The sequence below is a fragment of the Pseudomonas azadiae genome (genome assembly GCF_019145355.1).
Classification (GTDB): domain Bacteria; phylum Pseudomonadota; class Gammaproteobacteria; order Pseudomonadales; family Pseudomonadaceae; genus Aquipseudomonas; species Aquipseudomonas azadiae.
Window position 1 is genome coordinate 645199 of sequence record NZ_JAHSTY010000002.1, and the last position, 21056, is coordinate 666254.

General features: G+C 57.6%; 14 protein-coding genes, 2 tRNA genes and 3 rRNA genes. 14 read left to right on the forward strand and 5 right to left on the reverse strand.

Annotated elements, in window-relative coordinates; genetic code table 11:
• Positions 1 to 58: 58 nt before the first annotated feature.
• Entirely contained in the window at positions 59 to 508 is a 450-nt protein-coding gene (gene soxR, locus KVG91_RS19400; RefSeq protein ID WP_169375421.1) for a redox-sensitive transcriptional activator SoxR, read from the reverse strand.
• Positions 509 to 609: 101 nt separating this feature from the next.
• On the opposite strand from soxR, the gene KVG91_RS19405 reads away from it, so the two are divergent.
• Positions 610 to 975, forward strand: a complete 366-nt coding sequence (locus KVG91_RS19405; RefSeq protein WP_169375420.1) for an antibiotic biosynthesis monooxygenase — start codon at positions 610 to 612, stop codon at positions 973 to 975.
• Here KVG91_RS19405 and KVG91_RS19410 read toward each other — a convergent pair.
• A complete protein-coding gene (locus tag KVG91_RS19410; protein WP_169375419.1) occupies positions 964 to 2067 on the reverse strand; it encodes a sigma-54 interaction domain-containing protein in 1104 nt (367 codons plus the stop codon). The genes KVG91_RS19405 and KVG91_RS19410 overlap by 12 nt on opposite strands.
• A gap of 274 nt (positions 2068 to 2341) precedes the next feature.
• On the opposite strand from KVG91_RS19410, the gene KVG91_RS19415 reads away from it, so the two are divergent.
• The 3 genes from KVG91_RS19415 (at position 2342) to KVG91_RS19425 (ending at position 5862) form a co-directional block, all read left to right on the forward strand.
• The gene (locus tag KVG91_RS19415) at positions 2342 to 2611 is read left to right on the forward strand and encodes a hypothetical protein (RefSeq protein ID WP_169375418.1); all 270 of its coding nucleotides are present in this window, start codon (positions 2342 to 2344) and stop codon (positions 2609 to 2611) included.
• 232 nt (positions 2612 to 2843) lie between these two features.
• On the forward strand, positions 2844 to 4004 hold the full coding sequence (locus KVG91_RS19420; protein WP_169375417.1) for a cysteine desulfurase family protein: 1161 nt from the start codon (positions 2844 to 2846) through the stop codon (positions 4002 to 4004).
• A 49-nt stretch (positions 4005 to 4053) separates the two neighbouring features.
• Positions 4054 to 5862, forward strand: a complete 1809-nt coding sequence (locus tag KVG91_RS19425) for an aminopeptidase P family protein (RefSeq protein WP_169375416.1) — start codon at positions 4054 to 4056, stop codon at positions 5860 to 5862.
• Positions 5863 to 5925: 63 nt separating this feature from the next.
• Here the strand turns inward: KVG91_RS19425 and KVG91_RS19430 are convergent, their stop codons facing one another.
• Positions 5926 to 6207 (reverse strand): hypothetical protein, encoded by a 282-nt coding sequence (locus KVG91_RS19430; RefSeq protein ID WP_169375415.1) that lies wholly within the window; start codon positions 6205 to 6207, stop codon positions 5926 to 5928.
• Positions 6208 to 6371: 164 nt separating this feature from the next.
• Positions 6372 to 7259, reverse strand: a complete 888-nt coding sequence (gene rhtA, locus KVG91_RS19435) for a threonine/homoserine exporter RhtA (RefSeq protein ID WP_169375414.1) — start codon at positions 7257 to 7259, stop codon at positions 6372 to 6374.
• Between the two features lie 697 nt (positions 7260 to 7956).
• Between rhtA and KVG91_RS19440 the strand changes: the two genes are divergently transcribed.
• From KVG91_RS19440 to KVG91_RS19485, 10 genes are all read left to right on the forward strand, one after another.
• Positions 7957 to 9493 (forward strand): 16S ribosomal RNA (locus KVG91_RS19440).
• Between the two features lie 122 nt (positions 9494 to 9615).
• Positions 9616 to 9692, forward strand: a tRNA-Ile gene (locus tag KVG91_RS19445).
• A gap of 10 nt (positions 9693 to 9702) precedes the next feature.
• Positions 9703 to 9778, forward strand: a tRNA-Ala gene (locus tag KVG91_RS19450).
• A gap of 236 nt (positions 9779 to 10014) precedes the next feature.
• Positions 10015 to 12906, forward strand: a 23S ribosomal RNA gene (locus KVG91_RS19455).
• A gap of 157 nt (positions 12907 to 13063) precedes the next feature.
• Positions 13064 to 13179: ribosomal RNA gene (gene rrf, locus KVG91_RS19460) — 5S ribosomal RNA — on the forward strand.
• The 16S, 23S and 5S rRNA genes sit together here with 2 tRNA genes alongside, the layout of an rRNA operon.
• Before the next feature lie 247 nt (positions 13180 to 13426).
• Positions 13427 to 15319, forward strand: a complete 1893-nt coding sequence (mrdA, locus tag KVG91_RS19465) for a penicillin-binding protein 2 (protein ID WP_169375223.1) — start codon at positions 13427 to 13429, stop codon at positions 15317 to 15319.
• Between the two features lie 232 nt (positions 15320 to 15551).
• Positions 15552 to 16028 (forward strand): SRPBCC family protein, encoded by a 477-nt coding sequence (locus tag KVG91_RS19470; RefSeq protein WP_169375222.1) that lies wholly within the window; start codon positions 15552 to 15554, stop codon positions 16026 to 16028.
• A 98-nt stretch (positions 16029 to 16126) separates the two neighbouring features.
• Positions 16127 to 18484 carry a DNA polymerase II gene (locus KVG91_RS19475; RefSeq protein ID WP_169375221.1) on the forward strand — a complete coding sequence of 786 codons (2358 nt, stop codon included), beginning with the start codon at positions 16127 to 16129 and terminating at the stop codon, positions 18482 to 18484.
• Between the two features lie 23 nt (positions 18485 to 18507).
• Positions 18508 to 19140, forward strand: a complete 633-nt coding sequence (locus tag KVG91_RS19480) for a glutathione S-transferase family protein (RefSeq protein ID WP_169375220.1) — start codon at positions 18508 to 18510, stop codon at positions 19138 to 19140.
• Between the two features lie 164 nt (positions 19141 to 19304).
• Positions 19305 to 19886 carry a DUF4174 domain-containing protein gene (locus KVG91_RS19485; protein ID WP_169375219.1) on the forward strand — a complete coding sequence of 194 codons (582 nt, stop codon included), beginning with the start codon at positions 19305 to 19307 and terminating at the stop codon, positions 19884 to 19886.
• 134 nt (positions 19887 to 20020) lie between these two features.
• On the opposite strand, the gene KVG91_RS19490 is transcribed toward KVG91_RS19485, so the two are convergent.
• On the reverse strand, positions 20021 to 21049 hold the full coding sequence (locus KVG91_RS19490; protein ID WP_178115035.1) for an acyltransferase family protein: 1029 nt from the start codon (positions 21047 to 21049) through the stop codon (positions 20021 to 20023).
• Between the last annotated feature and the right edge of the window lie 7 nt (positions 21050 to 21056).

The window sequence follows — 21056 nt, forward strand, 5'->3', positions numbered from 1 at the left end:
CATGAAGTGTGTAGGAGCTTCGCGGGGTGATGGGGCGCCCTTGTTGATTCGCTATCACTCATGGTTGTGGAGTGGGCTCAAGCAACTGAGCCCCAGGCCCGCGTTCCCCGAGCCGATCGTCCTGATTGCGCAACGGGCACGCCTCCATCGACAAGCACCCGCAGCCGATACAGCCATTGAGCTTGTCGCGCAGCAGCATCAGCTTGTTGATGCGCTCATCCAGGTCTTCGCGCCACAACGCCGACAAACGCTTCCAATCCTGGGCAGTGGGTGTGCGTGCGTCCGGCAACGCGCGCAACGCTTCGCCAATCGTCGCCAGCGGAATGCCCAGGCGCTGGGCGATCTTGATCACCACCACGCGGCGCAACACATCCCGTGGATAACGCCGTTGGTTTCCCGCGTTGCGGTTGCTCTTGATCAGCCCCTTGGCCTCGTAGAAGTGCAGGGCCGTCACGGCTACGCCACTGCGGGCGGCCAATTGGCCGACGGTGAGTTCTTTGGTAATCATGCAAAAACTCCCTGACAGCGCTTGACCTTGACTTAACTAGAGGTTTTACCCTGCGTGGCATCGAATCGCAAGATTTTGCCTACAGAGAAACGGGAGGGTTCATGCAGGTATCAGAGAAGAATCGGAGCTTCACTCAGTTGATCGAGTTTCAGGTCGAACCCCGGCAACAGTTCGCCCTGGTGGCGGCCTTGACCCTCCAAAGCGAACGCTTGGCCCAGGGCCATGGCGGTTTTATCAACGCGAGTGTGCAGGTCAGCGAAGATGGGCGCCGGGTGCTCAACTACCTGCAATGGCGCTCGCGTGAAGAGGGCGAGGCAGCCTTCAAGTGCTTCGAGCACGGCGAGGAAGATTTCTGGACGCTGATTCGCGCCCATCAGGCCAAGGCCGTGACCTTTGATTCGTTCCAGGTGCTGCGCAGCTTCGAACGCAGTCATGACGACGCATTGCACTGCCGCCTAAACGGATAAATGCAACATGCGCTCGCCTTGCAGGTTTTCGCCGGGGCGACGCTTGTTCACCGCCAGCTCGCCGATCTTGATCAGGCGGGTGCGCGTGACGTTGCGGCTCAAGCCCAGCAGGTTGGCGGTGTGCACCTGGTTGTAATGGCTGAAGCGATAGGCCGCGCGTAACAAGGCGTCTTCGACTTTTTCGTGCAGGGCCCCGGCCTGTTCCTCGAACAGTTTCTGGAACGCGCGGGCCAGCAGCGCTTCGGCGCTGTTGTCGGCGGCGTGCTGGCTGTCGTCCTGACGCTCGATGCGCAGGTTCGACAGGCGCAAGTCGTCACGTTCGATCACACCGTGGCGGCAAATCAGCAGGGTGTGGTGAATCACGTTTTCCAGCTCGCGGATATTGCCCGGCCAGCTGTAGTGCTTGAGTTTGTGCTCGGCGTCGCGGCTCAGGGTGATCGGGCCATAGCCCAGGCGCCGGCTGTAGGCTTCGATAAAGTGCCGGGTCAGCGGCAGGATATCGCCGGGGCGCTCGCGCAGCGGGCTGAGTTCCAGGCTCACCACGTCGAGACGGTAATAGAGGTCTTCACGGAAATGCCCGGCATTGATGGCTCTTTCCAGTTGCACGTTGGTGGCGGCAAGCACCCGCACATCAATCGGGATGCTCTTGCGCGAACCCAGGCGCACGACCTCGCGCTCCTGTAGCACACGCAGCAGCTTGACCTGGATCGGCATTGGCAAATCGCCGATCTCATCGAGGAACAAGGTGCCGCCGTCGGCCTCTTCGAACCACCCCGCCTTGGCACTGAGCGCGCCGGTAAACGCGCCTTTTTCATGGCCGAACAGCTCGGCTTCCACCAGGGATTCGGAGAAGGCACCGCAGTTCACCGCCACGAACGGCCGGTTGTGCCGCGTGCTGAGGTTATGGATATGGCGCGCCACCAGCTCTTTACCGGTGCCGGTCTCGCCGATGATCAGTACGCTGGCTTCGCTGGGGGCCACTTGCTGGATATGGTCGAGCAGCGCCTGGGATTTCGGGTCTTCGAAAACCTGCGCCGTGGCGCGGATCGACGTCGCGAGGGCGGGCGAGGGCGGTAGGGTCAGAAGCTGCATGGGCACCTCTCTGGTCAATCTGCCTGATGATGTGTTCGAGGGCTGTTGCCGGGGCAACATTACCGTTGGGTGCAGCGCCCTTTATAGAGACTTAGATTTATTCCGTAAATGAACGTATTACCATATTTATAGATCATAAAGAAATATAACTATTGGGCTATCAAGGGTGCTCTTGCGGTTGATAGCAACTATCACGGGAGGTGATTTTTCACGCTGTAAGGTCGGGAGTAGCCTGTGTTCATTGACTCGACACCACCTTTGCAGGGCCACCGCCATGAACCGATTCCTCGCTGTTTCCTTATTGATTGTCAGCTCAGTCCTCGCCGGGTGTGCAACCCACCCTGCGCCGGAGTTGCGCCCCTACACGGTAGAAGAAACCAAACAGTTGGCGCTGGAAGCGTTGAGCCGGCGCGGCTTGTCGTTTGACGAATATCAACAGCAGCGTGCCGCGCTGACCGGCCAGCCTCAGAAGCCTTTCGGCTTTGATCGCCAGGGTGAAATGAACGCCGAGCGCAGCGTAACCCTGCACGGCCGCCCCAGTTGAGCCTTTGCCCAGCGGCAAAAAGCCCGAGGCTTCCCAGAGGAACCTCGGGTTTTTTGTTTTCCATGGCGTGACTTCAGCCTGTTAAGCTGAATTTCAGGAGCGTTCCTACGCACATTTTCATAAAGTTGCCCTTCTTTAATGGCATTCGATCGGTTAAACCTGACAACCTCTGTCCCGGTCCGTGCCCCTGAGACGCTGCTCTCGGGAACCTGCCCTGCGAGTTTTTAACCTCATGAAGAAACGTCCGTTATATTTCGACTACGCCGCTACTACCCCGGTGGACGAGCGGGTCATCCAGGTGATGGTCGAGTGTCTGGGTTTTAACGCCAATTTCGGTAATCCCGCGTCCAGTTCCCATGCGTTCGGCCAAGCGGCCCGGCAAACGGTTGAACAGGCGCGTCGCCAGGTGGCCGAGTTGGTCGGTGCCAACCCTGAACACATCGTCTGGACCTCCGGCGCCACGGAGTCGAACAACCTTGCGATCAAGGGCGTGGCCCAGGCGCGAGGCGTCACGGGTGGGCATATCATTACCAGCCAGATCGAACACAAGGCCACGTTGGATACCGCGCGGCAGTTGCAGGAAGCTGGCGTGGCCGTGACCTACCTGGTACCGGATGCGGAAGGATTGATCAGTGTCGAGGCGGTCAGCGAGGCGCTGCGTGAGGACACCTTTCTGGTGTCGCTGATGCTGGTGAATAACGAACTGGGCACCCTCAACGATATCCCTGCCATCGGCGCGCGGGTGCGTGAGCAGGGTGCGTTGTTGCATGTGGACGCGGCGCAAGGCGCGGGCAAGGTGGCAATCGACCTGGCGCAGTGGCCGGTGGACTTGATGTCGTTTTCCGCCCACAAGCTCTATGGCCCCAAAGGTATCGGCGCTTTATATGTCGGGCCGCGTGCGCAGCAGAAAGTCCTGGCGCAGATCCACGGGGGCGGCCATGAAGGCGGCCTGCGCTCCGGCACCTTGGCAACCCATCAAATTGCCGGCATGGGCGCGGCGTTTGCCTTGGCGGCGGCGTCGTTTGCTGAAGAGAAGGCACAGATCGTCGCCTTGCGGCAGCGCCTGTTGGATCAGTTGGCATCGGTTCCCGGTGTGCGCCTCAACGGCAGCGCTACGCAACGTATCCCGCACACCCTGAGCCTCACATTCGGCGAAGGCGAGTTCAATTCCGCAGCACTGAGTGCCGGGATCGCGTTTTCCGCCACCTCGGCGTGCAATTCGGCAAGCAATGCACCGTCCCATGTGCTGCTCGCCCTGGGGCATGATGCGCGCAGCGCAGGGCGTACGATTCGCTTGAGCCTGGGCCGGTATACCACTGAGCAGGATATCGACCAGGCCGTGCAATTGATCAAGGCGGCCCTTGCCAGCGCACCGGCGTTCTGGGCGGTCTGATTCATCTATCGCAACACATAATAATTAGTCGTGGTTAGCAGGAGACACAATGAGTACGCAGCCTTTGACCCCTGGAACGGTTCCCCAGCGCCTGGCGCGCACCCGTGAACTGATGCGCCGCGAGGGCATACACGCCCTGCTGGTACCGTCGGCCGACCCGCATTTGTCTGAATACTTGCCGGGGTACTGGCAGGGGCGGCAATGGTTGTCGGGGTTTCATGGTTCGGTGGGAACGCTGATTGTCACCGCGGATTTCGCCGGGGTATGGGCCGACAGCCGTTACTGGGAACAGGCGACCAAGGAACTCAAGGGCAGCGGCATCCAACTGGTGAAGCTGCAACCGGGTCAGCCAGGTCCGCTGGAGTGGCTGGCCGAGCAAACGCCGGAAGGTGGCGTAGTGGCGGTTGACGGTGCGGTCATGGCCGTGGCCTCCGCGCGAACGTTGGGCGGCAAGCTGGCGGAGCGCGGTGCACGGTTGCGTACCGATATCGACTTGCTAAGTGAGGTCTGGCAAGACCGCCCGACGTTGCCGAACCAACCCATCTATCAGCATCTGCCACCGCAGGCCACGGTCAGCCGTACTGAAAAACTCGCTTCGTTGCGCGCCGCTTTGAAAGAAAAGAATGCCGATTGGCACTTCATCGCCACCCTGGATGACATCGCCTGGCTGTTCAACCTGCGCGGCGCTGATGTGTCGTTCAACCCGGTATTTGTGTCGTTTGCGCTGGTCAGTCAGCAGCAGGCCACATTATTTGTGGCGCTGAGCAAAGTCGATGCTGAGCTGCGAGCCGTGCTGGAGCAGGATGGCGTGACACTGCGCGACTACAGCGAAGTGGCGGACGCGTTGCGCGCCGTGCCGCCGGGCGCGAGCTTGCAGGTCGACCCGGCTCGCGTCACGGCGGGGTTGCTGGACAACCTCGATAGCGGTGTGAAGCGGGTGGAAGGGCTCAACCCGACCACACTGGCCAAATCGCGCAAGAGCCTGGCCGATGCGGAGCACATCCGCCACTCCATGGAGCAGGACGGCGCGGCCTTGTGCGAATTCTTTGCCTGGCTGGACAGCGCGCTGGGTCGTGAACGCATTACCGAATTGACCATCGACGAGCATTTGACGGCTGCGCGCGCCCGTCGCCCGGGTTATGTGTCGTTGAGTTTCAACACCATTGCCGCTTACAACGCCAACGGTGCGATGCCGCATTACCACGCTACTGAAGAAGAGCATGCGCTGATCGAAGGCGATGGCTTGCTGCTGATTGACTCGGGCGGGCAGTACCTGGGTGGCACCACGGATATCACGCGGATGGTGCCGATCGGTACGCCAAGTGAAGAGCAAAAGCGTGACTGCACCCGCGTGCTCAAGGGCGTTATTGCCTTGTCCCGTGCGCATTTCCCGAAAGGAATCTTGTCGCCGTTGCTGGACGCGATTGCCCGCGCGCCGATCTGGGCCGAAGGCGTGGATTACGGCCACGGTACCGGGCACGGCGTAGGCTATTTCCTTAACGTGCATGAGGGACCGCAAGTGATCGCCTATCAAGCGGCCACTGCCCCGCAAACGGCGATGCAACCTGGGATGATTACTTCCATTGAGCCCGGAACTTATCGTCCTGGACGCTGGGGCGTGCGCATCGAGAACCTGGTGCTGAACCGCGAAGCCGGCAAGACCGAGTTCGGTGAGTTCCTCAAGTTTGAAACGCTGACCTTGTGCCCGATCGACACCCGCTGCCTGGAACCTTCGTTGCTCACGGCCGACGAGCGTGAATGGTTCAACGTGTACCACGCCCAAGTGCGCGAGCGCCTGAGCCCTTTGCTCAGCGGTGCGGCACTTGAGTGGCTGCAGGTTCGTACTGCGGCTATTTGATTGCTTGCAAGGTGGGTGTCTGGAGTTTTGATCTGAGCAGTCAAGGATTGACTGCTCGGACACTTACTTACAGATGACGATCATGCTGCGGCTGGTGTAGCCGGCAGGGTTGAGGCCGAAGGGGTAGTCGCCTGGCTCCTCGGAGTTGTCACCGGACTTTGCGATTACCCGGTAGCCCTTGGCACCGCACGAGTTGGTCGCACTGGTGTAGCACTGCTCCCAGGAAGAAGACAGGCCGGAGCAATTGATATGCAGCCCTTTTTTGCCACGTTTTACTTCTGTTTTGGTGGTCGCAGCACATCCAGCAATGGCGATGACCATTAACAGTATCAAAATTCGCTTCATTCCTTTCCTTAATAGCAGCCTCGCAAAGCGTGAAGCCGGCTCTACTGGCTCTCGGGTATAACGTTCGCGCAGTCCTTGCCGAAATGCTCCATGAATGACATTCGTTTGCGGCTTAAACATGGCCTAAACGGGCGCCAAATGCCAGAGCTACATTCAAACAGATCTCAATCGGCTGGAACCAACGGCTTCGACTCGTTGCGCATCGTTACCGTTGCACCTACCGAGGCCAGGATGATGCAAATAATTGCCAGCCATTGCGCCAGGGACAGGTGCTCGTGCAGGAAGAACAGGCCCGAGAGGGCGCCGAAAGCTGGTTCGATGCTCATGAGCGTACCGAAGGTGCGGGCGGGAAGCCGCGTCAAGGCGACCATTTCCAGGGTGTAGGGCAGGGCGGTAGACAGGATGGCGACAGCGATGGCGACCGGAATCAGGGCGAGCGTCAGCAAGGCGCTGCCCGCATGCACGATGCCCACAGGCGCGACGAACAGCGCGGCGATCATCACGCCAAGGGCGGCGGTCTGAACGCCGTTGTCATTACCGGCCTTTTGACCGTACAGAATATAGAGGGCCCAGCAGACACCCGCCCCCAGCGCATAGGCGGCGCCCAGCAAGTCGATACCGCTGCTGGTTTCACCCATGGGGATGAGCAAGAGCAAGCCGATGATGGCGAGGGCGATCCACAGGAAATCTACTACTCGACGTGAGGCGTAGAGCGCAACGGCCAGCGGCCCGGTGAATTCCAGGGCAACCGCGATACCCAGCGGCACGCTGCGCAAGGACATATAGAAGAGCAAATTCATGCCGCCCAGGGCCATCCCGTAGATGATCACGGTGCGCAGGGAACTGGCAGTCAGCTTGGCCCGCCATGGACGTAATAGAAGCAGCATGATCACGCTGGCGAAAATCAGGCGCAGGGCTGTGGTGCCCTGGGCGCCGACGATGGGGAACATGCTTTTGGCCAGGGAGGCGCCCGACTGGATTGAAGCCATGGCGATCAGCAGCAGGCCGACAGGGAACAATGTCGAACCCAGGCTACGGGAGGAGGTGGTCATTGGGGTGTTCGTCCGAAGTCATATTAAGAGAAGCGTGGGCGCTATGATGCTCAAGTGCTCAGTGTTGAGCAATATATTGCGCAATTATTCGTTTCGACAGCTACCGGAGCGTGGATTTTGGGATTCTTGAGTCTGATGATAGAAAATCCGAATTAAGGGTTGACGCCAGATCCTGGAAGTCTATAATTCGCCCCACTTCCGGCGCAGTCGAAACGGAAAACTCCTTGGTAAACAAAGAGTTATGCGAGATTCGACAGCGGCCTGCTTCAGTTCATCGAAGCCTGGAAGGAGTTGGTAGAGCGGTGTTGTTTGGCTCTATTAACGTTTCGATCTTCTCGGTCGAAAGCGGAGAAAAAGAGGTGTTGACAGCAGCGTGTAACGCTGTAGAATTCGCCTCCCGCTAACGAGAGATCGGAAGCGCAAGTGGTTGAAGTTGTTGAAGAATTCTTCGAAAACTTCTGAAAATAATCACTTGACAGCAAATGAGGCTGCTGTAGAATGCGCGCCTCGGTTGAGACGAAAGATCTTAACCAACCGCTCTTTAACAACTGAATCAAGCAATTCGTGTGGGTGCTTGTGGAGTCAGACTGATAGTCAACAAGATTATCAGCATCACAAGTTACTCCGCGAGAAATCAAAGATGTAACCAACGATTGCTGAGCCAAGTTTAGGGTTTCTTAAAAACCCAAAGATGTTTGAACTGAAGAGTTTGATCATGGCTCAGATTGAACGCTGGCGGCAGGCCTAACACATGCAAGTCGAGCGGTAGAGAGAAGCTTGCTTCTCTTGAGAGCGGCGGACGGGTGAGTAATGCCTAGGAATCTGCCTGGTAGTGGGGGATAACGTTCGGAAACGGACGCTAATACCGCATACGTCCTACGGGAGAAAGCAGGGGACCTTCGGGCCTTGCGCTATCAGATGAGCCTAGGTCGGATTAGCTAGTTGGTGAGGTAATGGCTCACCAAGGCAACGATCCGTAACTGGTCTGAGAGGATGATCAGTCACACTGGAACTGAGACACGGTCCAGACTCCTACGGGAGGCAGCAGTGGGGAATATTGGACAATGGGCGAAAGCCTGATCCAGCCATGCCGCGTGTGTGAAGAAGGTCTTCGGATTGTAAAGCACTTTAAGTTGGGAGGAAGGGTTGTAGATTAATACTCTGCAATTTTGACGTTACCGACAGAATAAGCACCGGCTAACTCTGTGCCAGCAGCCGCGGTAATACAGAGGGTGCAAGCGTTAATCGGAATTACTGGGCGTAAAGCGCGCGTAGGTGGTTTGTTAAGTTGGATGTGAAATCCCCGGGCTCAACCTGGGAACTGCATTCAAAACTGACTGACTAGAGTGTGGTAGAGGGTGGTGGAATTTCCTGTGTAGCGGTGAAATGCGTAGATATAGGAAGGAACACCAGTGGCGAAGGCGACCACCTGGACCAACACTGACACTGAGGTGCGAAAGCGTGGGGAGCAAACAGGATTAGATACCCTGGTAGTCCACGCCGTAAACGATGTCAACTAGCCGTTGGGAGCCTTGAGCTCTTAGTGGCGCAGCTAACGCATTAAGTTGACCGCCTGGGGAGTACGGCCGCAAGGTTAAAACTCAAATGAATTGACGGGGGCCCGCACAAGCGGTGGAGCATGTGGTTTAATTCGAAGCAACGCGAAGAACCTTACCAGGCCTTGACATCCAATGAACTTTCCAGAGATGGATTGGTGCCTTCGGGAACATTGAGACAGGTGCTGCATGGCTGTCGTCAGCTCGTGTCGTGAGATGTTGGGTTAAGTCCCGTAACGAGCGCAACCCTTGTCCTTAGTTACCAGCACGTCATGGTGGGCACTCTAAGGAGACTGCCGGTGACAAACCGGAGGAAGGTGGGGATGACGTCAAGTCATCATGGCCCTTACGGCCTGGGCTACACACGTGCTACAATGGTCGGTACAGAGGGTTGCCAAGCCGCGAGGTGGAGCTAATCCCACAAAACCGATCGTAGTCCGGATCGCAGTCTGCAACTCGACTGCGTGAAGTCGGAATCGCTAGTAATCGCGAATCAGAATGTCGCGGTGAATACGTTCCCGGGCCTTGTACACACCGCCCGTCACACCATGGGAGTGGGTTGCACCAGAAGTAGCTAGTCTAACCTTCGGGAGGACGGTTACCACGGTGTGATTCATGACTGGGGTGAAGTCGTAACAAGGTAGCCGTAGGGGAACCTGCGGCTGGATCACCTCCTTAATCGACGACATCAGCTGCTCCATAAGTTCCCACACGAATTGCTTGATTCATTGAAGAAGACGATAGAAGCAGCTTTAAGCTCCAAGCTGATAGCTCAAAGCTAATCAGTTGCGCTCGAAATTGGGTCTGTAGCTCAGTTGGTTAGAGCGCACCCCTGATAAGGGTGAGGTCGGCAGTTCGAATCTGCCCAGACCCACCAATTTTGTTATGGGGCCATAGCTCAGCTGGGAGAGCGCCTGCCTTGCACGCAGGAGGTCAACGGTTCGATCCCGTTTGGCTCCACCATTAACTGCTTCTGCTGTTAGAGTTTAGAAATGAATATTCTGAAGTGAATATTGATTTCTAGTCTTTGATTAGATCGTTCTTTAAAAATTTGGGTATGTGATAGAAAGATAGACTGAACGTTACTTTCACTGGTAACGGATCAGGCTAAGGTAAAATTTGTGAGTTCTCTTAACGAGAAATTCGAATTTTCGGCGAATGTTGTCTTCACAGTATAACCAGATTGCTTGGGGTTATATGGTCAAGTGAAGAAGCGCATACGGTGGATGCCTTGGCAGTCAGAGGCGATGAAAGACGTGGTAGCCTGCGAAAAGCTTCGGGGAGTCGGCAAACAGACTTTGATCCGGAGATGTCTGAATGGGGGAACCCAGCCATCATAAGATGGTTACCTTACACTGAATACATAGGTGTATGGAGCGAACCAGGGGAACTGAAACATCTAAGTACCCTGAGGAAAAGAAATCAACCGAGATTCCCTTAGTAGTGGCGAGCGAACGGGGACTAGCCCTTAAGTGGCTTTGAGATTAGCGGAACGCTCTGGAAAGTGCGGCCATAGTGGGTGATAGCCCTGTACGCGAAAATCTCTTAGTCATGAAATCGAGTAGGACGGAGCACGAGAAACTTTGTCTGAATATGGGGGGACCATCCTCCAAGGCTAAATACTACTGACTGACCGATAGTGAACTAGTACCGTGAGGGAAAGGCGAAAAGAACCCCGGAGAGGGGAGTGAAATAGATCCTGAAACCGTATGCGTACAAGCAGTGGGAGCCCACTTTGTTGGGTGACTGCGTACCTTTTGTATAATGGGTCAGCGACTTATTTTCAGTGGCGAGCTTAACCGAATAGGGGAGGCGTAGCGAAAGCGAGTCTTAATAGGGCGTCTAGTCGCTGGGAATAGACCCGAAACCGGGCGATCTATCCATGGGCAGGTTGAAGGTTGGGTAACACTAACTGGAGGACCGAACCGACTACCGTTGAAAAGTTAGCGGATGACCTGTGGATCGGAGTGAAAGGCTAATCAAGCTCGGAGATAGCTGGTTCTCCTCGAAAGCTATTTAGGTAGCGCCTCATGTATCACTGTAGGGGGTAGAGCACTGTTTCGGCTAGGGGGTCATCCCGACTTACCAAACCGATGCAAACTCCGAATACCTACAAGTGCCGAGCATGGGAGACACACGGCGGGTGCTAACGTCCGTCGTGAAAAGGGAAACAACCCAGACCGTCAGCTAAGGTCCCAAAGTTATGGTTAAGTGGGAAACGATGTGGGAAGGCTTAGACAGCTAGGAGGTTGGCTTAGAAGCAGCCACCCTTTAAAGAAAGCGTAATAGCTCACTAGTCGAGTCGGCCTGCGCGGAAGATGTAACGGGGCTCAAACCATACACCGAAGCTACGGGTATCACGCAAGTGATGCGGTAGAGGAGCGTTCTGTAAGCCTGTGAAGGTGAGTTGAGAAGCTTGCTGGAGGTATCAGAAGTGCGAATGCTGACATGAGTAACGACAATGGGTGTGAAAAACACCCACGCCGAAAGACCAAGGTTTCCTGCGCAACGTTAATCGACGCAGGGTTAGTCGGTCCCTAAGGCGAGGCTGAAAAGCGTAGTCGATGGAAAACAGGTTAATATTCCTGTACTTCTGGTTATTGCGATGGAGGGACGGAGAAGGCTAGGCCAGCTTGGCGTTGGTTGTCCAAGTTTAAGGTGGTAGGCTGAGATCTTAGGTAAATCCGGGATCTTAAGGCCGAGAGCTGATGACGAGTCGTCTTTTAGACGACGAAGTGGTTGATGCCATGCTTCCAAGAAAAGCTTCTAAGCTTCAGGTAACCAGGAACCGTACCCCAAACCGACACAGGTGGTTGGGTAGAGAATACCAAGGCGCTTGAGAGAACTCGGGTGAAGGAACTAGGCAAAATGGCACCGTAACTTCGGGAGAAGGTGCGCCGGTGAGGGTGAAGGACTTGCTCCGTAAGCTCATGCCGGTCGAAGATACCAGGCCGCTGCGACTGTTTATTAAAAACACAGCACTCTGCAAACACGAAAGTGGACGTATAGGGTGTGACGCCTGCCCGGTGCCGGAAGGTTAATTGATGGGGTTAGCTAACGCGAAGCTCTTGATCGAAGCCCCGGTAAACGGCGGCCGTAACTATAACGGTCCTAAGGTAGCGAAATTCCTTGTCGGGTAAGTTCCGACCTGCACGAATGGCGTAACGATGGCGGCGCTGTCTCCACCCGAGACTCAGTGAAATTGAAATCGCTGTGAAGATGCAGTGTATCCGCGGCTAGACGGAAAGACCCCGTGAACCTTTACTATAGCTTTGCACTGGACTTTGAATTTGCTTGTGTAGGATAGGTGGGAGGCTTTGAAGCGTGGACGCCAGTTCGCGTGGAGCCAACCTTGAAATACCACCCTGGCAACTTTGAGGTTCTAACTCAGGTCCGTTATCCGGATCGAGGACAGTGTATGGTGGGTAGTTTGACTGGGGCGGTCTCCTCCTAAAGAGTAACGGAGGAGTACGAAGGTGCGCTCAGACCGGTCGGAAATCGGTCGTAGAGTATAAAGGCAAAAGCGCGCTTGACTGCGAGACAGACACGTCGAGCAGGTACGAAAGTAGGTCTTAGTGATCCGGTGGTTCTGTATGGAAGGGCCATCGCTCAACGGATAAAAGGTACTCCGGGGATAACAGGCTGATACCGCCCAAGAGTTCATATCGACGGCGGTGTTTGGCACCTCGATGTCGGCTCATCACATCCTGGGGCTGAAGCCGGTCCCAAGGGTATGGCTGTTCGCCATTTAAAGTGGTACGCGAGCTGGGTTTAGAACGTCGTGAGACAGTTCGGTCCCTATCTGCCGTGGACGTTTGAGATTTGAGAGGGGCTGCTCCTAGTACGAGAGGACCGGAGTGGACGAACCTCTGGTGTTCCGGTTGTCACGCCAGTGGCATTGCCGGGTAGCTATGTTCGGAATAGATAACCGCTGAAAGCATCTAAGCGGGAAACTAGCCTCAAGATGAGATCTCACTGGAACCTTGAGTTCCCTGAAGGGCCGTCGAAGACTACGACGTTGATAGGTTGGGTGTGTAAGCGCTGTGAGGCGTTGAGCTAACCAATACTAATTGCCCGTGAGGCTTGACCATATAACACCCAAGCAATTTGACTACTCTAACGAGCATCAGATTGCGGTGTGTGAAGACGAGATGAACCGAAAGTTCGACGCTCACAAAACACCGAAAGCTGTCACATACCCAATTTGCTGAAGCGAGGCCATCTGGTCACGACTCAGTACCCGAATTTCTTGACGACCATAGAGCATTGGAACCACCTGATCCCATCCCGAACTCAGTAGTGAAACGATGCATCGCCGATGGTAGTGTGGGGTTTCCCCATGTGAGAGTAGGTCATCGTCAAGATTAAATTCCGAAACCCCATTTGCGAAAGCAGATGGGGTTTTGTTTTGGGCGGTCGAAAAGTGCCGTAGCGAAAATAGTCTCCTGTATCGCTGGCCTGACTGCCCTTGAAAACTACTCGCCAGCATGCCGCTGAGGAAATCGATACAAAGTATTTCTGATTTTTTTGGTATGGTGCAGCACATTTTCAGGGATTGAGCTTTCATCCGCAGGAAGCGGCATCGACCTTCTTCAACGAGATGCTGTAGAAATGCCCGAACCGATACCCATCAAAGATCACGAAAAAGAAAACCGCCTGGTCAACAAGCGCCTCCTCGCCTGCGCGCTGCTAGTGATTGGCATCACCTGCGCTCTGGTGGGGCGTATGTATTTCCTGCAAGTGGTGCAGTACGACTACCACTCCACAATTTCCGAGAATAACCGCGTCCACGTGTTGCCCATCACACCCACGCGTGGGCTGATCTATGATCGCAACGGCGTAGTGCTGGCCGATAACCGCCCGAGCTACAACCTGACCATCACCCGCGAGCGCACCACCGACCTCAAAGGTGAACTGGATGCCATCGTCAGCTTGCTGCATCTGCCCGCCGAAGACCGCGCCGTATTCGACAAGGCGCTGAAGCAGGCGCGCCACCCCTTCGTGCCCGTGACGTTGTTCTACGAGCTGACCGAAGAACAGATCGCGCTGCTGGCCGTTAACGAATTCCGTCTGCCCGGGGTGGACGTAGAGCCGCAATTCGTTCGTCACTACCCCTTGGGCGCTCATTTTGCCCACTCCATTGGTTACGTAGGACGGATCAACGAGAAAGAATCCAAAGCCCTCGACTCGGTGGAGTACCGCGGTACCCAATCCATCGGCAAGACCGGTATCGAGCGCTTCTACGAATCCGAGCTGCACGGCCACGTGGGCTATGAAGAAGTCGAGACCAACGCCCAAGGTCGCGTACTTCGCGTGCTCAAGCACACCGATCCGATCCCCGGAAAAAATATCGTGCTGAGCCTGGACGTGCACCTTCAGCAAGCGGCGGAAGACGCCCTGGGCGATCGCCGCGGCTCGGTGGTTGCTCTCGACCCGCAGACCGGAGAAGTGCTGGCCATGGTCAGCAAGCCGAGTTTCGACCCGAACCTGTTCGTCACCGGCATCAGCTTCAGGGAGTATGCCGCGCTGCACGATTCTATCGACCGGCCACTGTTCAACCGTGTCCTCAGAGGCCTTTACGCCCCTGGCTCGACTATCAAGCCGGAAGTCGCCATCGCCGGCCTCGACAGCGGTGTCGTCACGCCGCAGACGCGCGTGTTCGACCCTGGTTACTACCAACTACCGGATTTCGATCATAAATACCGCAACTGGAACCACAGTGGTGACGGCTGGGTGGACATGGACGCCGCCATCATGCGCTCCAACGACACCTACTTTTACGACTTGGCCCACAAACTGGGCATCGACCGTTTGCACGACTACCTGGCGGAGTTCGGGTTGGGCCAGAAAGTATCGCTGGACATGTTCGAAGAGTCAGCTGGCCTGATGCCCTCTCAGGCCTGGAAACGCGCCACGCGCCGTCAGCCCTGGTTCCCGGGCGAAACCGTGATCCTCGGCATCGGCCAGGGCTATATGCAGGTCACACCGCTGCAGCTGGCACAGGCCACCGCATTGATTGCCAACAAAGGTGTGTGGAACCGACCGCACCTGGCCAAGACCATTAATGGCGTGCCGCCAGTCGATGAAAACCCCATGCCCAACGTGGTCCTCAAGGACCCGCGCGATTGGGAGCAGGTCAACCACGGCATGCAGCTGGTTATGCACGATCCACGCGGCATCGCCCGCGCTGCCGCTCAAGGCGCGCAATATCGCATTGCTGGCAAGAGCGGTACGGCGCAAGTGGTGGCGATCAAGCAGGGTGAGCGTTACAACCGCGAAAAGACCCTGGAACGCCATCGCGACAACGCCTTGTTCGTCGGTTTCGCCCCGGCTGAGCACCCAAAGATCGTGATCTCGGTGATGATCGAAAACGGCGAGGCCGGTGGCCGCGTCGCCGGTCCGGTAGTACGGCAGATCATGGACGCCTGGTTGCTCGATCAGGACGGCCACCTCAAGCCGCAATACGCAACGCCGGCTAAGGCGCCGGGGGATCCAAAAGTTTAATTCAAGCCTTCCATTCGTCCTACCGCTCGACTCGGCAAGCCAAGGCACATCATGGACCGTCCAGATGTGTCCAGGCGGCCCACCTCATAACGCACGCCTTTGCAAAAGCAACTTCCATTCAATGGGTCAGTCATAACCTATTACCGGATCAAGGACGGGCTCATCATCATTGCTTACAACCCGAGGTTGCGCATTGTTTGATGTCGCCTACTGTCAATGGAGGAGGTGACTTATGCACGTATTGGATCGCATAGAACGGAAAGTCCTGCTCAACGCTCCACGTAAACAGGTGTGGGAGGCGCTCACCGATGCCGAAAAATTCGGTGGCTGGTTTGGTGTAGCCCTTGAAGGCAAAACCTTTGTTGCCGGGGAAACTGTCGAGGCGCAGATCACTTATCCGGGATACGAACACGTGGTCTGGAAGGCCAGGATCGAACGTATCCTGCCGCAGACGCTGTTCTCATTCTGGTGGCATCCGTTTGCGGTAGACCCAAACATCGACTACGACACGGAAACCCCGACGCTGGTGGAATTCACCCTCGAAGATCGCGCGCCGGGTATCTTGCTGCGGGTGGTTGAATCGGGCTTTGACGCGGTGCCCGGGGGCCGGCGGCAAAAGGCCTACAAGATGAACTCCCGCGGCTGGGATGAGCAAATGAGCAATATCGAAACTTACCTCAACCAGGCGGGGACCAAACGGACATCGTGATGGCGGGCCGCTGTGGCTTGGGTGAGCGTTAAGCTGCTGCATTTGCGCGGATGCCGAGTAGAATCACGCCCTGAGAGCGATTCCTGAGGTGCGGTACGGTGGATTTACAGCAGGGTTTTGTCCTGACCCGGCATTGGCGTGATACCCCGGCGGGCACGGAGGTCAGCTTCTGGCTGGCGACCGACCAGGGCCCTAGGTTTATCCGCCTACCCGTGCAGACCTCGGTGATGTTTATCCCCGAAGCCCATCGCAAGCCATTGGATTGGCTGCTCAAGGGCGAGCGTGATATCGAGTTGCGCCCCTTGCAGCTGGTGGATTTCCATCATCGCAAGGTGCTGGGCCTGTACACCCGCCAGCACCGCCAGGCCATGGACATGGAAAAGCGCCTGCGTGCCGCCGGTGTGGATGTCTACGAGGGCGATGTGCGCCCACCCGAGCGCTACATGATGGAGCGCTTCATCACCGCGCCGGTGTGGTTCGGCGGTACGCCTGACGCAACCGGCGCCTTGCTGGAGGCGCAGATGAAACCGGCGCCCGACTACCGCCCGCCACTGAAACTGGTGTCCCTCGACATCGAGACCACCGCACAGGGCGATCTGTATTCCATCGCCCTCGAAGGCTGCGGCGAGCGCCAGGTGTATATGCTTGGCCCGCCGAATAAAGCCGACGCCGTGGATTTCAAGCTCGACTACTGCGACACCCGCGCCCAACTGCTCGAACGCCTCAACCAATGGCTTGCCCTGCACGACCCTGATGCAATCATCGGCTGGAACGTCGTGCAGTTTGACCTGCGCGTACTCCACGAACATGCACAGCGCCTCAATGTGCCGCTCATGCTCGGTCGTGGCGAAGAGCCAATGGCCTGGCGTGAGCACGGCAGCCGCAATCACTACTTCGCCGCTGCTGCAGGGCGGTTGATCATCGATGGCATCGAAGCCCTGCGCTCGGCCACCTGGAGCTTCGAATCCTTCAGCCTTGAAAACGTCGCGCAAACCCTGCTGGGCGAAGGCAAGGACATCTCCACGCCGTATCAACGCATGGACGAGATCAACCGCATGTTTGCCGAGGACAAGCCCGCCCTGGCGCGTTACAACCTCAAGGACTGCGAGCTGGTCACGCGGATTTTCGAGAAGACCGAACTGCTCAAGTTCCTGCTCGAGCGGGCCAGCGTCACCGGGTTGCCGGCTGACCGTAACGGTGGTTCCGTCGCCGCGTTCACCCATTTGTATCTGCCGCTGATGCACCGCCAGGGTTTTGTCGCGCCGAACCTGGGCGACAAACCACCCCAGGCCAGCCCCGGCGGCTTTGTCATGGACTCGCGCCCCGGCCTCTACGAATCGGTGCTGGTGCTCGACTACAAAAGCCTCTACCCCTCGATCATCCGCAGTTTCCTGATCGACCCGGTCGGCCTGATCGAAGGCCTCAAGTACCCCGACGACAACGACTCGGTCGAAGGCTTTCGCGGCGCGCGTTTTTCCCGCACCCGGCACTGTTTGCCTTCCATCGTTGCGCGGGTCTCCGAAGGCCGGGAAGTGGCCAAGCGCGAACACAACGCACCGCTGTCCCAAGCGCTGAAAATCATCATGAACGCCTTCTATGGCGTACTCGGTTCCAGCGGCTGCCGGTTCTTCGATACTCGGCTGGCGTCGTCGATCACCCTGCGCGGGCATCAGATCATGCGCCGAACCCGCGAGCTGGTCGAAGCCCAAGGTTATGAAGTGATCTACGGCGACACCGACTCCACCTTCGTCTGGCTCGGCAGTGCGCACACCCAGGAAGCGGCCAGCCGCATCGGCCGCGCGCTGGTGCAACACGTCAACGACTGGTGGCGCGAGCACCTGCGCACCGCCTTCGGACTGCAAAGCGCCCTGGAACTGCAATACGAAACCCACTTCACACGCTTTCTCATGCCCACCATCCGCGGCGCGGAGGAGGGCAGCAAGAAGCGCTACGCCGGCCTGGTGGTGCGCAATGATGGCAGTGAAGAAATGGTCTACAAAGGCCTGGAAACCGTGCGCAGCGACTGGTCGCCCCTGGCGCGCCGATTCCAGCAGGAACTCTACCAGCGCATCTTCCATCGCCAGCCCCACCAGGACTACATACGCGACTACGTAGCCCGTACCCTGAGCGGCGAGTTCGATGAGCTGCTGATCTACCGCAAACGCCTGCGCCGCCGGTTGGATGACTACGAACGCAACGTGCCACCCCATGTACGCGCCGCACGCCTGGCCGATGATTACAACGACCGCCTGGGTCGCCCACGCCAGTACCAGCGCGGCGGCTGGATCAGCTACGTGATCAGCGTCAATGGCCCGGAACCGTTGGAGGTGCGTCAAGCGCCCATCGACTACGATCACTACGTCACCCGGCAATTGCAGCCGGTGGCCGATGCGATCCTGCCGTTCGTGAATGACGACTTCAGCACCTTGGTCGGCGGGCAAATGGGCCTGTTCTAAATACTCTTGAAGGAGCAACGCCGATGTACACGCTTTATGGCATCGACGAATCCGGTTCATGCATGATCGAAATCGCCCTGCTGCGTTGCGCGGTGCCGTGGCGCCGGGTGGACGCAGCCTCCTGGGCGGAGGGTGAGGGCAGCGATGAGCTGGCCCGCATAAACCCGCTCAAACAGGTGCCCACCCTGGTTACTCCCGATGGCGAGGTGCTGACCGAGAGCGCAGCGATCCTGATCCATCTGGGCCTGGCATTCCCGGCCTCCGACCTGCTGGCCGGCAACCGTGCACAGGTCCTGCGCGGCCTCGTCTATATCGCCGCCAATTGCTATTCGGCGATCGGCATCATCGATTACCCGCAACGCTGGCTGGGCGACGCCGATCAAGCCGTGCAGGCGCAACTGGCCACGGGTACGCGGCGCTATCTGCATCAGGCCTGGGTGATGTTCGCCAACCAGTTCGCCGACCAATTGTTTGCCGCGGGCAACGTGCCGAATGCACTGGGTATCATGGCGGCAGCGGTGTCGCGCTGGGACGGGGCGCGGGACGCACTGAGCGGCCTGGCCCCAGGCTTTGCGCAGAGCCTGGCGCAGGTGGATGCCGACCCCATCGTCGCGCCCGTTTTTGCGCGGCATTGGCCGCAGTGGAAGGTCTCATGATGTTTGTGCAATCAATGGAAACAATGACAGCCGCAGCGAGCAAGCCCTTGCGTCGCGGGCGTCCTGACCTACGCTTTCTTAATGTGGTGTAGGAATCATCCTTGAATTTGACTGTCGCAGACATGAAACTCAAGAACCCTGCATGGAATTCAAAGGAGGTGCGCATGCTCATCCGGTCGCTGACCCTGGCTACCTTGATGGCTTTTACGGGGCCGCTGTTGGCTGCTGATGATCTCAACCCGCTCAAGCAGGACTTGGGCAAGGCCCGACCGCTGGTGGTGGTTGAGCTTGATTCCGGCAACGATACCTTGGCGACCCTCAAGAAACAGCTGGACGAGCCTGCTACCAAGCAGTCCTTTGAAGAGCGAGCCATGGTGTTTTACACCGTGAAGTTCGGCAGCATCGGCGCCGAAGGGGAGAAGTTCGCCAAGGACCCCAAGGACAACAAGAAGCTCACGCCGCCGGAAACCAACGCACTGATCCGCGCCCTCAAACTCGGCGCCGGCAGCGGTACCAAAGTGATCCTGGTAGGCAAGGACGGCGAGAAGAAACTCGAGAAGACCGTGCCGCCGGACACGCTCGACCTGAAGGAATTCTTCACGGCCATCGACCAGATGCCAATGGCGGAAAAAGAAGCCGCCGCGGCGGCGGAACCTGAACCTGCCGCACCTGCTCCCGCTCCTGCCAAAGGCGCCAAGCCAGCCAAGCACGGCAGCAAACCAGCCCCTCAACAACTCGACGACTGACTCGGTTCCAGGCAGCCCAGAATCAATGTGGGAGCCGGGCTTGCCCGCGATGGCGGTGGATCAGTCAAGTATCCGCTGACTGACACACCGTATTCGCGAGCAAGCCCGGATCCCACATTGGATCTCCAGTGTTATCAGGTTGCAGCGTTTGCTCCACCCGCCTTACGGACCGGAAACGGAAAGTAGAAAAACCGCAAAACCCCCACCCGCTTGATCACTTCCCCGATCAACAGCGGCGCCACCACCGCCACCACAAAACCGATGCACGCGGCGACAAATGCATGCAGCCCCAGGCGCTGCATCAGGTCGAAGGTCTTGTGCTGAATCTCACCGTGAAAGATCAGCAGAATCAGGGTCGACTGGCCAATGTAGGTCATCACTCGGGTGATCAGCGCCGAGGCCATGAGCACCCGCGCCAGCGCCCAGCATGCATACACGCCAATCGCCGCCAATAGGCTGGTCCACAGCCAGTGATCGTAGCGCCGCTGCGCAAGGTCCATGGTGTCGCCTCGGTAGACAAACACCGCAGCGAACACTACGGCCGATACCAGCAGGGTCAGCACCGAACCCGCATGGGCGCGCAGCCAATGGCGCAGCAGGTAGCCATAGACAAAGCAGCTGCCACTGATCAGCGTGATATCCAGGCTGAACGGCAAGCCTGGCAACACCCAGGTGTGCCCGCCTAACGTGACCGGCAGCTGCCAGAACCAGGGCAGCATCCAGATGCCAATCAGCAAGGGCACCATCATCGCCAGGCAACTTACCGCCAGCGGCAGGCGTTGGATCAAGCGCAGCACGACCCAGCCGAACAGGATCGCCACCCAAAAGTGCGGCAGGAACCACAGCGCCTGCCAGGGGATGGTGTTCACCGAGGCATACAGCACGCCGCCGATATCCGGCAGCAACGGCTGGCCGCGCAAAATGCTGCGTACGATCACATAGGTGAGCATGGTGAAAAAAAACGGCTTGAGCAGGCCATCGGCCTTGCGCACCGCCATTTCCACGAAGGCCTGTTCAGGCTTGAAAAAGACCCCGGACAAAAAGAAGAACAACGGCAGCACAAATGACGCAAGCAGCGGGTAGAGCACGTCCGGGGATGACGCGACAAACCAGCTGTGGGCATACACGATCACCAGGATGCCGATGCCTTTGGCAATATCCATTTGTATC